Genomic DNA, 12721 nt, shown 5'->3' on the forward strand with positions numbered 1-12721 from the left:
GCTTGGCCTATTGTTAAACAATAGAGCCCGCCCGATAGAAAAGATCCCTGCTTATAAAAATAGACTAGTGATCCGGGTTAAACGCCACGTGAGGAAGATGTCATGCACATATTGCTGACCGGCGGTACTGGTTTGATAGGACGTCGACTCTGCCGGCACTGGTTGGAGCAGGGACATCGCTTGACCGTGTGGAGCCGCCGCCCGGAAAAGGTCGCCAAGCTCTGCGGTGCGCAGGTGCGTGGCATTGCGCGTTTGCAGGATCTCGATGACGGGCCGCTGGACGCCATCGTCAACCTCGCCGGCGCCCCCATCGCCGACCGGCCATGGACGCACCGGCGCAAGGCCTTGCTGTGGAGCAGCCGCATCACGCTGACCGAAACCTTGCTGGCTTGGCTTGAGACCCGTGCGGAGAAACCGTCGCTGCTGATCTCGGGCTCGGCGGTGGGTTGGTACGGCGACGGCGGCGAACGGGAGCTGAACGAAACGTCTGCGCCGGTGGTCGATGATTTCGCCAGTCAGTTGTGCGTCGCCTGGGAGGAGACCGCGCAACGCGCCGAGGGCCTGGGCATCCGGGTGGTGCTGGTGCGCACGGGGTTGGTGCTGTCGGCCGAGGGCGGCTTTTTGTCGCGCCTGCTCCTGCCGTTCAAACTCGGGCTGGGCGGGCCGCTGGGCAACGGCCGGCAGTGGATGCCGTGGATTCATATCGACGATCAAATCGCCCTGATTGATTTTCTTCTGCACCTCAACGGCGCCAACGGTCCTTATAATGCGTGCGCGCCGAAACCGGTGCGCAACCGCGAGTTCGCCAAGGCGCTGGGCCGCGTGCTGCACCGCCCGGCGTTCATGCCGATGCCGGCCCTGGCGCTGAAGGTCGGGCTCGGCGAGCTGTCGCAACTGCTGCTGGGCGGCCAGAAGGCCATGCCGGCACGCTTGCTGGAAGCAGGATTCACTTTCCGGTTCACGGATTTACGCGCGGCCCTGGACGATATCGCCCGCCGCCTCTGAAATAGGACGTTGCATGACCGATCACGCCTTGCTTCTGGTCAACCTGGGTTCGCCGGCCTCCACCTCGGTGGCCGACGTGCGCCGCTACCTCAATCAGTTTCTGATGGATCCCTACGTGATCGACCTGCCTTGGCCGGTGCGGCGCCTGCTGGTGTCGCTGATCCTGATCAAGCGCCCCGAGCAGTCGGCCCACGCCTATGCCTCGATCTGGTGGGACGAAGGCTCGCCGCTGGTGGTGCTCAGCCGCCGCCTGCAGCAGCAGATGACGAAGCAGTGGGCCCATGGACCGGTGGAACTGGCGATGCGTTACGGCGAGCCGTCCATCGAGTCGGCGCTGGTCAGGCTGGTGGCGGCGGGGCACAAGCGCATCACGCTGGCGCCGCTGTATCCGCAGTTCGCCGACAGCACCACCACCACGGTGATCGAAGAGGCCCGCCGCGTGCTGCGCGAGAAACGCCTCGATGTGCAGTTGTCGGTGCTGCAGCCGTTCTACGATCAGCCCGAGTACCTCGACGCGCTGGTGGCCAGCGCCAGGCCGCACCTGCAGCAGGACTACGACCACTTGCTGCTGAGTTTCCATGGCTTGCCGGAACGGCACCTGAAGAAGCTCAACCCCGGCCACAGCTTCGAAGGCGGCGGCGACTGCTGCGCCGGTGCGCCGCCGCAGGTGGTCGCCACCTGTTACCGCGGCCAGTGCCTGCGCACGGCGGCCGAGTTCGCCAGGCGCATGGGCATCCCGGACGGCAAGTGGTCGGTGTCGTTCCAGTCGCGGTTGGGGCGGGCCAAGTGGATCGAGCCCTACACCGAAGCGCGGCTGGACGAGTTGGCCAAGAACGGCGTGAAGAAGGTGCTGGTGATGTGCCCGGCGTTCGTGGCCGATTGCATCGAGACGCTGGAGGAGATCGGCGACCGCGGCAAGGAGCAGTTCCTTGAGGCGGGCGGGGAGGAGCTGGTGCTGGTGCCGTGCCTCAATGACGAGATGCAATGGGCGAAGGCGTTGGCGACCCTCTGCGAACGGGCGCCGTTGGCGCTGTAACTGTGGCGAGGGAGCTTGCTCCCGCTTGGGTGCGAAGCACCCATGAAACATGGGGGCCGCTGCGCAGCCCGGCGGGAGCAAGCTCCCTCGCCACAGAGATGAAGCCGCTGTCAGATCAGCGGCTCATCCGCCTTCTTGTGCTTCCAGCTGTCGTTGCCCGGCAGGATCAGGTTCAGCGCAATCGCCACCACCGCGCACAGCGCGATGCCTTTGAGGCCGAAGTCGTCCGGGCCGTTGCCGGTGCCGATCAGCACCCCGCCGATGCCGAACACCAGGGTCACGGACACGATCACCAGGTTGCGCGCCTCGCCCAGGTCGATCTTGTGGCGGATCAGGGTGTTCATCCCCACCGCCGCGATCGAGCCGAACAGCAGGCACAGGATCCCGCCCATCACCGGCACCGGAATGCTCTGCAGCAGCGCGCCGAACTTGCCGATGAACGCCAGGCTGATGGCGAAGATCGCCGCCCAGGTCATGATCTTCGGGTTGTAGTTCTTGGTCAGCATCACAGCGCCGGTGACTTCGGCGTAGGTGGTGTTGGGCGGGCCGCCGAACAGGCCGGCCGCCGTGGTGGCGATGCCGTCGCCGAACAGGGTGCGGTGCAGGCCCGGCTTCTTCAGGTAGTCGCGGCCGGTCACGCTGCCCACCGCGATCACGCCGCCGATGTGCTCGATGGCCGGCGCCAGGGCCACCGGGACGATGAACAGGATCGCCTGCCAGTTGAACTCCGGCGCGGTGAAGTTCGGCAGGGCGAACCACGGTGCGGCGGCGATCTTTGCGGTGTCGACCACGCCGAACCAGAACGACAGCGCAAAGCCCACCAGCACGCCGGAGATGATCGGCACCAGGCGGAAAATGCCTTTGCCGAACACCGCCACGATCAGCGTGGTCAGCAGCGCCGGCATCGAGATCATCATCGCGGTCTGGTAGTGGATCAGTTCGGAACCGTCGCCGGCCTTGCCCATCGCCATGTTCGCGGCGATCGGCGCCATGGCCAGGCCGATGGAGATGATCACGGGGCCGATCACCACCGGCGGCAGCAGGCGGTCGATGAACCCGGTGCCCTTGATCTTCACGGCCAGGCCCAGGAAGGTGTAGACGAAACCGGCCGCCATCACGCCGCCCATGGTCGCGGCCAGGCCGAACTGGCCCTTGGCGAGAATGATCGGGGTGATGAAGGCGAAGCTCGAGGCCAGGAACACCGGCACCTGACGCCCGGTGACGATCTGGAACAGGATGGTGCCCAGGCCTGCGGTGAACAGCGCCACGTTCGGGTCAAGCCCGGTGATCAGCGGCATCAGCACCAAGGCGCCGAAGGCCACGAACAGCATCTGCGCGCCGGACAGCACCTGGCGCCAGAGCGGATCGTTGAACTCGTCCTGCATGGTCACGCGTCCTTCTGCTTGGTGCCGAAGATCTTGTCACCGGCATCGCCAAGCCCTGGGATGATGTAACCGTGCTCGTTCAGTTTCTGGTCGATGGACGCGGTGTAGATGGTCACGTCCGGGTGAGCCTGCTCCACGGCGGCGATGCCTTCCGGCGCGGCCACCAGCACCATGGCGCGGATGTCCTTGCAGCCGGCCTTCTTCAACAGGTCGATGGTGGCGACCATGGAGCTGCCGGTGGCGAGCATCGGGTCGATGATCATCGCCAGGCGCTCGTCGATCTCCGGGACGAGTTTCTCCAGGTAAGTGTGGGCCTGCAGCGTCTCTTCGTTGCGGGCCACGCCCACGGCGCTGACCTTGGCGCCCGGGATCAGGCTCAGCACGCCTTCGAGCATGCCGATGCCGGCGCGCAGGATCGGCACGACGGTGATCTTCTTGCCGGCGATCTTCTCGACCGACACGGTGCCGCACCAGCCTGGGATGTCGTAGGTCTCCAGGGGCAGGTCTTTGGTGGCTTCATAGGTCAACAGGGCGCCGACTTCCTGAGCGAGCTCGCGGAAATTCTTGGTGCTGATGTCGGCGCGGCGCATGAGGCCGAGCTTGTGGCGGATCAGCGGATGGCGGATCTCGAGGATGGGCATGGGAAAGGCTCCGGCGGCGGGCAAAAAAACCGGCCTAGATTAATCTATCCGAGAGTGATGTCCTATAGGACATACAGTACGTTAGTCCACAAAAGCTTGATTCGGCCGTTCGGGATGCGTACCTTTGCCCGCTTTTCCAAACCAGCCCCCCTATAAAGTCCCCCTGGAGAGCGCCATGTCCGCTGATCTCGAGCATATCCGTCAAATCATGCGAGAGGCTGACTGCCTGTACACCGAAGCTGAAGTCGAGGCGGCCATCGCCCGCGTCGGTGCGCAAATCAACGAGCAACTGGCAGACCGCAATCCGGTGGTGTTCTGTGTGATGAACGGCGGCCTGATCTTCTCCGGCAAACTGCTGACCCACCTGCAGTTCCCGCTGGAGTCGTCCTACCTGCACGCGACCCGCTACCGCAACGAAACCACCGGCGGCGACCTGTTCTGGAAGGCCAAGCCGGAAGTCTCGTTCATCGACCGCGACGTGCTGATCATCGACGACATCCTCGACGAGGGCCACACCCTGGGCGCGATCATCGACTTCTGCAAGCACGCCGGCGCCCGTCAGGTGCACACCGCCGTGCTGATCGACAAGGATCACGACCGCAAGGCGCGTCCTGACCTGAAGGCCGACTTCGTGGGCCTGCCGTGCGTCGACCGCTACATCTTCGGTTACGGCATGGACTACAAGGGCTACTGGCGCAACGCCAACGGGATCTTCGCCGTCAAAGGCATGTAACCCGCCGCAGCCTTACCCTGTGGGAGCGGGCAACCCCGTTCCCGCATCCCTCTGGGGGCCAGCCTGCTGGCGATGGCGTCGGTGAAGGCACCTGCTGTTCCCCCCGCAAGCCCATGCTAGAGTGCTCGGCCCCGTCCCCCGGAGCCTGTCATGAGCCTCTTGATCCGCAGCTGCGCCGCCCTGTTCCTGACCCTCAGCCTGCCTTTGGCCGCCGCGCCCATGCACAGCCAGTTCCTGCCGCCGGACGACCTGAGCCTGCGCGACGCCGAACCCGAGCAGCAGCAACTGCTGCAGGTCACCGACTATTCGGTGGTGGTGGGGGCGCAGCGCCAGTCCAACCAGCAGCCGATCCCGGTCACCTCGCCGCTGATGATCCGCCTCAAGGGCAAGTCCCTGAACAAGGGGGCGACGGTCGCTCAGGTGCTGGTCAATTTCGACGGCGAAAGCAAAAGCCTGAAAAAACCGGTGTATGACGAGAAGGCCAAGACCCTGACGCTGTTCTATCCGCTGGCCCAGTATCGGGTGGTGATCGACCTGCTGCGCAACGACACGGTGTATGTCCAGTTCCTCAGCTACGCCAACGGCCATGTCTGGGCCGATTTGCACACCGGGGCTGTGCGGTCGCGTTGAGCGCCGTGCCTGCGCGGGGGTAAACTGCCCGCCCCGTGAAATGTCTGCGAGCTGGAGTCGGCAATGCGTAAAGATAAGAAGCAAGTGATTGGTGACGAGATCGGCGATGAGCAGATCAAGCTGTTCCTGGACTTCGAGCCGGCCGATGCCACCTCGCCGTCGCTGCACAAGCTGATCAAGGCCTATCGCGGTCTGCGCATCGACGATTTCGAGCGGTTCCTGACGTTTTTCCTGGCGGCCGGCCTCGATCTGGACGGCAAGGACGAGCAGGGCAAGACTTTCGTCGAGCTGATCGGCGACCAGCGCAACGCGCCGGAGTACATCGAGCTGATCGAGAAGGCCCGCGTTTAGGGTCACCGCAATTCCTGTGGCGAGGGAGCTTGCTCCCGCCGGGTTGCGTAGCGACCCCGAAACCCTGTGAGCGCTGCGCGCTCAAGCGGGAGCAAGCTCCCTCGCCACAAAAGCTGATTGTTCAGGCATAAAAAAACGCCCCGCACTCACTGAGTGCGGGGCGTTTTTCATGGGGCGCGATCAAGCGAAGCTTGGGGTCTCGCTGCTTTCCTCGACCAGCTCCAGGGCGATGTTGTTCTGCGTGTTGATCTTGCGGTACAGCGCAGCATCGGTTTCCAGCGCCTTTTCACGGGCCGGGAAGATTTCCGCCAGCTTGGCGGCCCACTCGCCCTTGGCCTGGGCCGGGAAGCATTTCTCGATCAGCTCGAGCATGATCGACACGGTCACCGACGCACCTGGCGAGGCGCCGAGCAGGGCGGCCAGGGAGCCGTCCTTCGCCGCCACCAGCTCGGTGCCGAACTGCAGGATGCCGCCCTTCTTCGGGTCCTTCTTGATGATCTGCACCCGTTGGCCGGCCACTTCCAGGCGCCAGTCCTCGGCTTTCGCCTGCGGGTAGAAGCGGCGCAGGGATTCCAGGCGCTGCTCCATCGACTGCATCACTTCGCTGACCAGGTACTTGGTCAGGTCCATGTTGTTCTTCGCCACGGCCAGCATCGGGCCGATGTTGCCGGCGCGCACCGACATCGGCAGGTCCATGAACGAGCCGTGCTTGAGGAACTTGGTGGTGAAACCGGCGTAAGGCCCGAACAGCAGCGACTTCTTGCCGTCGACCACGCGGGTGTCCAGGTGCGGCACGGACATCGGCGGCGAACCCACGGCGGCCTGGCTGTAGACCTTGGCCTGGTGGTGCTTGACCACTTCCGGGTTGTCGCAGCGCAGCACTGGCCGCTGATCGGGAAGCCGCCGAAGCCTTTGCTCTCTTCGATGCCCGAGGCCTGCAGCAGCGGCAGGGCCGCGCCGCCGGCGCCGAGGAACACGAACTTGGCGTCGACTTCACGGCTGTTGCCGCTGTTGACGTCCTTGATGCTGACGGTCCAGCCGTTGCCGTTGCGCTTGAGGCCGGTCACGCGCTTGCAGTACTTGACCTGGGCGTCGGGGGCGCTGGTCAGGTGCTTGAGCAGCTGGTTGGTGAGGGCGCCGAAGTTGACGTCGGTGCCGTTGAGCACGCGGGTGGCGGCCAGCACCTGGTCGGCCGGGCGGCCCGGCATCATCAGCGGCATCCACTCGGCCATCTTGGCCTTGTCTTCGGTGTATTCCATGTCGGCGAACGCGTGGTGCTTGCTCAGCACCTTGAAGCGCTCCTTGAGGAACGACACGCCTTTGTCGCCTTCGACATAGCTCAGGTGCGGCACCGGGCTGATGAACGATTTGCACGAGCCGAACGTGCCCTTGCGGGTCAGGTAGGACCAGAACTGCTTCGACACCTCGAACTGGGTGTTGATGTGCACGGCCTTCTTGATGTCGACGGTGCCGTCGGCGGCCTGCGGCGTGTAGTTCAGCTCGCACAGGCCGGCGTGGCCGGTGCCGGCGTTGTTCCACGGGTTGGAACTCTCCGCGGCCCCGGAATCCATCAGCTCGACGACTTCCAGCTTGATCGCCGGGTCGAGCTCCTTGAGCAGCACCGCAAGGGTGGCGCTCATGATGCCGGCCCCTACCAGAACTACGTCGACTGCTTCGTTATGCGCCATTTAACGCGTCTCCAAAATCTGCAGCACCAAATTGTCGGCATGGCTGCCAGGTGTTCCGGGGCAGGTCAGTGGCGCCCCAGGTAACCCATGGCCAGGATCGCCATGTCCGAATCTTCGCAATTTTTCGCAACTTCGACGGATGCAGACGGCCTGGCCTCATGAGCTGCATGAACTCATTTCGGCGCGCGGCTGGCAATTCGACTTATGGTCGAGTCATCCGTTCGTGCAACCAAATCCGTAGCGGACAGGCATCAGGCTCCGGTGTTCGAGAAGCGCACGGTCCTGTGTCGTTGGGCTGTTGTAGACGCTAATGGTGCATGTTCAGACGCAAAACTATTCATTTGCTCGCCACACTCTTGTGAAGTTGTGAAAACCCGTTTTTTTCACGCTCTTTTGAAGACGTGAACCTCAAAAAGGGCTGCCCCGGCCGGGCACCGTGCCCGGATGGATGGCCGCCGGTGAACACAGGGCGGGCAACACGGGCAAACAACTCAGTGACCGAGCGTCATGACAGCTCTGCAGATTCGCGAAAAGCGGGTTTTTGCCTGGGAAACAGCAAGCGCGCCGGCTTCACTCGATCTGTGTGGGCGGCTCTCTGTGGGCGGTTTTCGATGCCGAAGCAAACGCTTTGGCGCTGTTGCGGGGCCCGATCAGGAGACGACCTTATAATCGGGGGGAGATTGTATCGAAGAAATGCGGGGATTTGCTCGTGTTTGATGACTTTTATTAGGCATCCGGTCAGATGCCGAAAACCGCCTGTGCCCGCGCGCGCGGCCGGGACGGTTCGATGCGGGCGCTGGCCGGCAGCGGCTTGTGCAGCCAGTTGAGGCGAATTTCCTCGATTTCCACCCAGCCTTCGCCCATCGGTTGCAGGCTGCATTGCTTGAACGCCTGGCAATGGCCGTTGCGGTCGAGCAGGGCGAAGCTGCGGTGCAGCGGGCGCGGGGCGAACAGAGAGATCAGGTGGCGCATGGCGAAATACCTTTTGGAGTACCTGTCGCAAAGGTTGCCGGCAGGCCATGACGTCATCGTGTAGGGGCGGTGAACAATGTGTGACAGGAACCGCCCAGGGCGGGGCCGGTCTGAGATTCCGTGCTGGTGAGCCGCAGTGGCCCACCGCTATACTGCCGGCCTGTCTGTGCCTGATTCTGGAGAGAAGAGCATGTTGCAACGCCTGTTGTTCGGTTTGATCACTGTGACCGGTTTGACCCTGGCCGGCTGCGCCCACAGCCCGCAACAGCTGAGCCCGGAACCGAAGCTGACCAGCCAACTGGCACCGGTCGGCCGCGGCCAGCCTGTGGTGGTGCGCGTGGTGGACGGTCGTCCGTCGCCGACCCTGGGCACCCGCGGCGGCCTGTACCCGGAGACCAGCGCGATCACCGTGCAGCGCGAGCAGATCCTGCCGAAGCTGCAGGCCCAGGCCGAGGCGGCCGTGCGTCTGCTGGGCTTCACGCCGTCCAACGGCGCGATGAACGCGCCGCAGCTGACCGTGACCCTGACCGAGCTGAAATACCAGTCGCCGAAGGAAGGCATGTACGTGACCGAGGCCACCATCGGCGCGACCTTCCGCTCCGACGTGCAGAGCGGCAACCGCCGCTACAGCGGCCGCTACGGCGCTTCGCTGGACCAGCGCTTCGGCATGGCGCCGAACCAGGACACCAACACCAAACTGGTCAGCGACGTGCTGAGCGATGCCTTGACCCGTCTGTTCAAGGATCCGAGCATCGGCCAGATTCTCGCCGAATAAGCGGTTCTCCCGATGCGGAAAAGCCCGGTGCCAGCGATGGCCCCGGGCTTTTTCATGTCTGCCGCCGGACGCTGTCCCTTGTAGGAGCGAGCCTGCTCGCGATGAGGGCGAATCAGGCGGCATCTGTGTTGGCTGTCAGGCCGCCATCGCCAGCAGGCTGGCTCCCACAGGTTCGGAGCCGGTCGCAGGTTGCGTGTGCGACGCGGTCATTGTGGGAGCCAGCCTGCTGGCGATGGTTTCGACGGCGGCCCGGCGTCAGGCCGCCTGGGAATAGAAGTCCAGGACGCTGACGCCCGTCAGCAGATCGGTTTCCGGCAGATCCGCGTGCTGATGGCCGCCGAGGGCGCAATACACCAGCCAATGTCGATCCTGCACGTTGAACGCCAGGCTGCCGACGAGGGCCTGCTGTTCGTCGGTCGGGGTGATGAGGTAGAGGCGATCCTGGTTTTCGGCGTGAAGCATGCTGCGTTCCGTGTCGGTTTCGAGGCGCGCATGGTGGCCGATGCAAATGACGAAGCCGTGACACAGGGCAACCATCGGTCGATTGCTCCGTTGTTTGTCGCAAAGGGTGGGGGCGAAGGGGAGGCTTGCGTTAGAATCCGCGCCGCGGTCGCCGGTCTGGCGTTCGCCGCACCGGTTTCCGTTCGAGGCTCAAGATGTCACTGCACCTGATGACGCTGTTCACCGCCCATCCCGCCAAACTGATCAACCTGCTGGCCCTGGCGTTCGCCTTTCCGGGCAGTTGGCTGCTGCACGCGACCCGTCGCCGCGAACGGCGCGCGCTGGCGAACATCGCCGCCCAGCGCCGCATCCAGCCGGACCAGGAGCCGGTGCTGGACTGGGCCACCTTGCGCATGAACCGGTTCTTCTACCGCTTTGGCTTCGCCTGCCTGGGCCTGGCGCTGCTGGTGTCCTGGATCAGCACCCGCGTCTGAAGGCCGTGCAGGCCCCGTGGGGCGAGTCAGCCCCATAAGAAAGAACGGCGCCCGAGGGCGCCGTTCCTGTGTCTGCCTACAGCGGCAATCCCGCCTTGACCCGGTACTGGTTGCGCACCGGCGTCGCATATTGCAGCACCAGGTACGGGCGATGCTCCTCGGGGCACGCCTCCAGCCGGCGCTGCCATTCTTCCCGCGCCTTGGCCAGTTCATCGACGCCGAACACATCGGCGGCCTTGGGCACCTGCAGCTGCGGATCGGCGTCCGCCCATTGCGCGTACGCCAGGTAATGCACCGGGAACAACCGGTAGCCGCCCAGGATCTGCTTGTCCATCTCCACCGCCAACTGCTTGGTGTCTTCGTAGAACGCCGTGATCGGCGCGGCGAAGTTCACGTGCACCCGGCCCTTGTAGCCGGTGATGCCCTTGGCGATGCTCACGTCGTCCTCGCCCGGCGCCTTGCTGTAGGTGCCGGTGGTGGCGCGGATGTACAGCTCGCGGGCCTTGGCCTGGTCGCACGGGTCGTACTCGTAGCTGATCGACACCGGGGTCAGGTTCAGCGACTGGATGACCTCGCCGAACGGTTCGTCCTTGCGGCTCATGTGGAACATCTTGAGGATCGCCGACTCGGTGCGGTCGTCGCCGTCCTTGGCCCGGCCCTCGGCCTGGGCGATCCAGATCGAGGCGCAATCGTTGCGGATCGAATGGTTGATGTACGCCGACAGCAACTGGTAGGCGGCCATCTTCTCCCGGCGCCCGGTGATCGAGCGGTGCACGATGAAGCTCTTGTTCAGGCGCATCAGGTCGCTGACGAAGGGCTTCTGCAGCAGGTTGTCGCCGATCGCGATGCGCGGGGTCGGCAGGCCGGCGTGGTACACGGCGTAGTTGACGAAGGCCGGATCCATCACGATGTCGCGGTGGTTGGCGATGAACAGGTAGGCGCTGCCGGACTTGAACTGCTCGACGCCGGTGTAGGTCACGCCGTCGGTGGCACGCTCGATGGTGTGGTCGACATAGAACTCGACCTTGTCCTGCAGGGTGGCCACCGAGGTCACGCCGGCGAACTCACGGCGCAGCCGATGGGCGATGAGGGGTTTGAGCATCCAGCCGAAGGCACCGGCGAAACGCGGGAAGCGGAAGTGGGTGAGGATATCTAGAAACGCCTTGTCGCCGAGCAGCCGCGCCAGTACCGCGGGTACTTCGCTGTCGTCGTAAGGTCGGATGGCATCGAATTCGCCCATCATGCTCTCTTGTTGGAAACGGCTAGGGTAAGTAAAGGTGTTGATCGAAAACCAACGGGGCACGGTCTGAAAAAGTAGCCAGACAAAAAAGGCCCTGCAAACAGACCGGCGATTATACGCACAAGTCACTCGGGAGACCGCGATGCTGGAAGCCGCACATTATGATTGCCCCTACTGCGGGGAAGAGGTCGAGACCACCGTGGACCTGTCCGGCGGCGACCAGGAGTACATCGAAGACTGTCAGGTGTGCTGCAAGCCGATCCGTTTCGTGCTGCAGGTGCACGGCGAAGAGTGGTTGCTCGACGTGTACGGCGAAAACGATTGAGGGGCGCGCATGCAGCGGATCTACGAGCCGGAAAACCTGATGGAAGGCGAGATGCTCAAGGGCATGCTCGAAAGCGAAGGCATCGAGGCGCACCTGGTGGGGCGCGACCTGCTCGGCGGGGCGGGCGAACTGCCGGTCTTCGGCCTGCTCGGGCTGTCGGTCGACAATGATCAGGCCGAGTACGCCAGCGAACTGATCCGGGCGTACAATGCCGCGCTGCCGCTGCCCGGCGATGAACCGGACAGCTACCCCGGTACGCTGGTCTGCTAGGCTGGCGTTCGATTTTCTTGCGAGTCGTGTTGCCTCATGTGTGGACGTTATGCCCTGTTCCGCTGGAACCGTGATTTTGCGGCCTTGCCCGGTTTCCCTGCCGATCAGCAGGCGCAGTGGAACATTTCCCCCAACGATTCGGTGCTGATGCTGCGCGCCGAAGCCTGCGGCCAACGCACGCTGGCCCGTGCCCGCTGGGGCCTGACGCCGCCTTGGCTGACCGACCTGTCCAAAACGCCGGCCCATGCCCGGGCCGAGACCGTCGCCGAGCAACCGATGTTCCGCGAGGCGCTGCGCCAGCGTCGTTGCCTGCTGCCGGCCAACGGTTTCTACGAATGGCGCGGCACCGCGCGCAAGCGGCCGTACTGGCTGACGCCGGGGGAGGGCGCTTCGCTGTTCTTCGCGGCGATCTGGGAAGCCTACCCGGTGCAGGAACAGGTGTGGCTGAGCACGGCGGTCATCACCCAGCCGGCGATGAGCCAGCGTCGTCCGCTGATTCTGGACGAGGCGGGGCAGGCGGCGTGGCTGGATCCGCAAACGCCGCTGCACGCCCTGCACGCGCTGCTGGCCGGCGAGCCCGTGGCGCTGCGCGAGCGGGTGCTGGCCAACCTGGTCAACGATCCCAAGCTCAACGGCCCGGAGTGCCTGACCCCGGCCTGACGCGGAGCCCGAACCGCCGTCATCGCCAGCAGGCTGGCTCCCACAGGGGATCGTGGGTGCATGCGGAATCTGCGG

15 protein-coding genes and 1 pseudogene are annotated in these 12721 nt (G+C 64.4%); 10 read left to right on the plus strand and 6 right to left on the minus strand.

Going from position 1 to position 12721, the window contains the following annotated elements:
* Positions 1-102: 102 nt before the first annotated feature.
* Positions 103-1005 carry a TIGR01777 family oxidoreductase gene (locus ACIP0B_RS20650; RefSeq protein ID WP_400835548.1) on the plus strand — a complete coding sequence of 301 codons (903 nt, stop codon included), beginning with the start codon at positions 103-105 and terminating at the stop codon, positions 1003-1005.
* Between the two features lie 13 nt (positions 1006-1018).
* Positions 1019-2041, plus strand: coding sequence for a ferrochelatase (hemH, locus tag ACIP0B_RS20655; protein ID WP_400835550.1), 1023 nt, complete (start codon positions 1019-1021; stop codon positions 2039-2041).
* Between the two features lie 110 nt (positions 2042-2151).
* Here hemH and ACIP0B_RS20660 read toward each other — a convergent pair whose 3' ends face one another.
* Positions 2152-3426, minus strand: coding sequence for a uracil-xanthine permease family protein (locus ACIP0B_RS20660; protein ID WP_400835552.1), 1275 nt, complete (start codon positions 3424-3426; stop codon positions 2152-2154).
* Positions 3427-3428: 2 nt separating this feature from the next.
* Positions 3429-4067 (minus strand): uracil phosphoribosyltransferase, encoded by a 639-nt coding sequence (upp, locus tag ACIP0B_RS20665; RefSeq protein ID WP_085584749.1) that lies wholly within the window; start codon positions 4065-4067, stop codon positions 3429-3431.
* Positions 4068-4242: 175 nt separating this feature from the next.
* On the opposite strand from upp, the gene ACIP0B_RS20670 reads away from it, so the two are divergent.
* The 3 genes from ACIP0B_RS20670 (at position 4243) to ACIP0B_RS20680 (ending at position 5781) form a co-directional block, all read left to right on the plus strand.
* Positions 4243-4800, plus strand: coding sequence for a hypoxanthine-guanine phosphoribosyltransferase (locus tag ACIP0B_RS20670; RefSeq protein WP_085629378.1), 558 nt, complete (start codon positions 4243-4245; stop codon positions 4798-4800).
* Between the two features lie 150 nt (positions 4801-4950).
* Positions 4951-5430 carry a hypothetical protein gene (locus ACIP0B_RS20675; RefSeq protein ID WP_400835554.1) on the plus strand — a complete coding sequence of 160 codons (480 nt, stop codon included), beginning with the start codon at positions 4951-4953 and terminating at the stop codon, positions 5428-5430.
* Positions 5431-5493: 63 nt separating this feature from the next.
* Positions 5494-5781, plus strand: coding sequence for a PA4642 family protein (locus tag ACIP0B_RS20680; RefSeq protein WP_400835556.1), 288 nt, complete (start codon positions 5494-5496; stop codon positions 5779-5781).
* Between the two features lie 180 nt (positions 5782-5961).
* Here ACIP0B_RS20680 and mqo read toward each other — a convergent pair.
* Positions 5962-7469: pseudogene (gene mqo, locus ACIP0B_RS20685) on the minus strand (malate dehydrogenase (quinone)).
* A 738-nt stretch (positions 7470-8207) separates the two neighbouring features.
* Positions 8208-8441, minus strand: a complete 234-nt coding sequence (locus ACIP0B_RS20690) for a hypothetical protein (RefSeq protein WP_400835558.1) — start codon at positions 8439-8441, stop codon at positions 8208-8210.
* A 190-nt stretch (positions 8442-8631) separates the two neighbouring features.
* On the opposite strand from ACIP0B_RS20690, the gene ACIP0B_RS20695 reads away from it, so the two are divergent.
* Complete coding sequence (locus ACIP0B_RS20695; protein WP_400835560.1) at positions 8632-9216, plus strand: YajG family lipoprotein; 585 nt, start codon at positions 8632-8634, stop codon at positions 9214-9216.
* A 255-nt stretch (positions 9217-9471) separates the two neighbouring features.
* Here the strand turns inward: ACIP0B_RS20695 and ACIP0B_RS20700 are convergent, their stop codons facing one another.
* Positions 9472-9678 carry a hypothetical protein gene (locus tag ACIP0B_RS20700; protein WP_095168985.1) on the minus strand — a complete coding sequence of 69 codons (207 nt, stop codon included), beginning with the start codon at positions 9676-9678 and terminating at the stop codon, positions 9472-9474.
* 194 nt (positions 9679-9872) lie between these two features.
* On the opposite strand from ACIP0B_RS20700, the gene ACIP0B_RS20705 reads away from it, so the two are divergent.
* Positions 9873-10151 (plus strand): hypothetical protein, encoded by a 279-nt coding sequence (locus ACIP0B_RS20705; protein ID WP_400835562.1) that lies wholly within the window; start codon positions 9873-9875, stop codon positions 10149-10151.
* A 76-nt stretch (positions 10152-10227) separates the two neighbouring features.
* On the opposite strand, the gene ACIP0B_RS20710 is transcribed toward ACIP0B_RS20705, so the two are convergent.
* Positions 10228-11394: a 1-acyl-sn-glycerol-3-phosphate acyltransferase gene (locus ACIP0B_RS20710; RefSeq protein WP_400835564.1), complete on the minus strand. Its 1167-nt coding sequence runs from the start codon at positions 11392-11394 to the stop codon at positions 10228-10230.
* A 139-nt stretch (positions 11395-11533) separates the two neighbouring features.
* On the opposite strand from ACIP0B_RS20710, the gene ACIP0B_RS20715 reads away from it, so the two are divergent.
* The 3 genes from ACIP0B_RS20715 to ACIP0B_RS20725 are packed head-to-tail and all read left to right on the plus strand — an operon-like array spanning position 11534 to position 12646.
* The gene (locus ACIP0B_RS20715) at positions 11534-11716 is read left to right on the plus strand and encodes a CPXCG motif-containing cysteine-rich protein (protein ID WP_400835566.1); all 183 of its coding nucleotides are present in this window, start codon (positions 11534-11536) and stop codon (positions 11714-11716) included.
* 9 nt (positions 11717-11725) lie between these two features.
* On the plus strand, positions 11726-11986 hold the full coding sequence (locus ACIP0B_RS20720) for a putative signal transducing protein (RefSeq protein WP_085584769.1): 261 nt from the start codon (positions 11726-11728) through the stop codon (positions 11984-11986).
* A 36-nt stretch (positions 11987-12022) separates the two neighbouring features.
* A complete protein-coding gene (locus ACIP0B_RS20725; RefSeq protein ID WP_400835569.1) occupies positions 12023-12646 on the plus strand; it encodes an SOS response-associated peptidase in 624 nt (207 codons plus the stop codon).
* Positions 12647-12721: the final 75 nt, after the last annotated feature.

The organism is Pseudomonas sp. NPDC089534, assembly GCF_044749305.1.
Classification (GTDB): domain Bacteria; phylum Pseudomonadota; class Gammaproteobacteria; order Pseudomonadales; family Pseudomonadaceae; genus Aquipseudomonas; species Aquipseudomonas ekonensis.

Bases quoted from the DNA above. Each gene is read 5' to 3' on its own strand.
- ACIP0B_RS20650 (WP_400835548.1), top strand. From the start codon at position 103: ATGCACATATTGCTGACCGGCGGTACTGGTTTGATAGGACGTCGACTC.
- hemH (WP_400835550.1), top strand. From the start codon at position 1,019: ATGACCGATCACGCCTTGCTTCTGGTCAACCTGGGTTCGCCGGCCTCC.
- ACIP0B_RS20660 (WP_400835552.1), bottom strand. From the start codon at position 3,426: ATGCAGGACGAGTTCAACGATCCGCTCTGGCGCCAGGTGCTGTCCGGC.
- upp (WP_085584749.1), bottom strand. From the start codon at position 4,067: ATGCCCATCCTCGAGATCCGCCATCCGCTGATCCGCCACAAGCTCGGC.
- ACIP0B_RS20670 (WP_085629378.1), top strand. From the start codon at position 4,243: ATGTCCGCTGATCTCGAGCATATCCGTCAAATCATGCGAGAGGCTGAC.
- ACIP0B_RS20675 (WP_400835554.1), top strand. From the start codon at position 4,951: ATGAGCCTCTTGATCCGCAGCTGCGCCGCCCTGTTCCTGACCCTCAGC.
- ACIP0B_RS20680 (WP_400835556.1), top strand. From the start codon at position 5,494: ATGCGTAAAGATAAGAAGCAAGTGATTGGTGACGAGATCGGCGATGAG.
- ACIP0B_RS20690 (WP_400835558.1), bottom strand. From the start codon at position 8,441: ATGCGCCACCTGATCTCTCTGTTCGCCCCGCGCCCGCTGCACCGCAGC.
- ACIP0B_RS20695 (WP_400835560.1), top strand. From the start codon at position 8,632: ATGTTGCAACGCCTGTTGTTCGGTTTGATCACTGTGACCGGTTTGACC.
- ACIP0B_RS20700 (WP_095168985.1), bottom strand. From the start codon at position 9,678: ATGCTTCACGCCGAAAACCAGGATCGCCTCTACCTCATCACCCCGACC.
- ACIP0B_RS20705 (WP_400835562.1), top strand. From the start codon at position 9,873: ATGTCACTGCACCTGATGACGCTGTTCACCGCCCATCCCGCCAAACTG.
- ACIP0B_RS20710 (WP_400835564.1), bottom strand. From the start codon at position 11,394: ATGATGGGCGAATTCGATGCCATCCGACCTTACGACGACAGCGAAGTA.
- ACIP0B_RS20715 (WP_400835566.1), top strand. From the start codon at position 11,534: ATGCTGGAAGCCGCACATTATGATTGCCCCTACTGCGGGGAAGAGGTC.
- ACIP0B_RS20720 (WP_085584769.1), top strand. From the start codon at position 11,726: ATGCAGCGGATCTACGAGCCGGAAAACCTGATGGAAGGCGAGATGCTC.
- ACIP0B_RS20725 (WP_400835569.1), top strand. From the start codon at position 12,023: ATGTGTGGACGTTATGCCCTGTTCCGCTGGAACCGTGATTTTGCGGCC.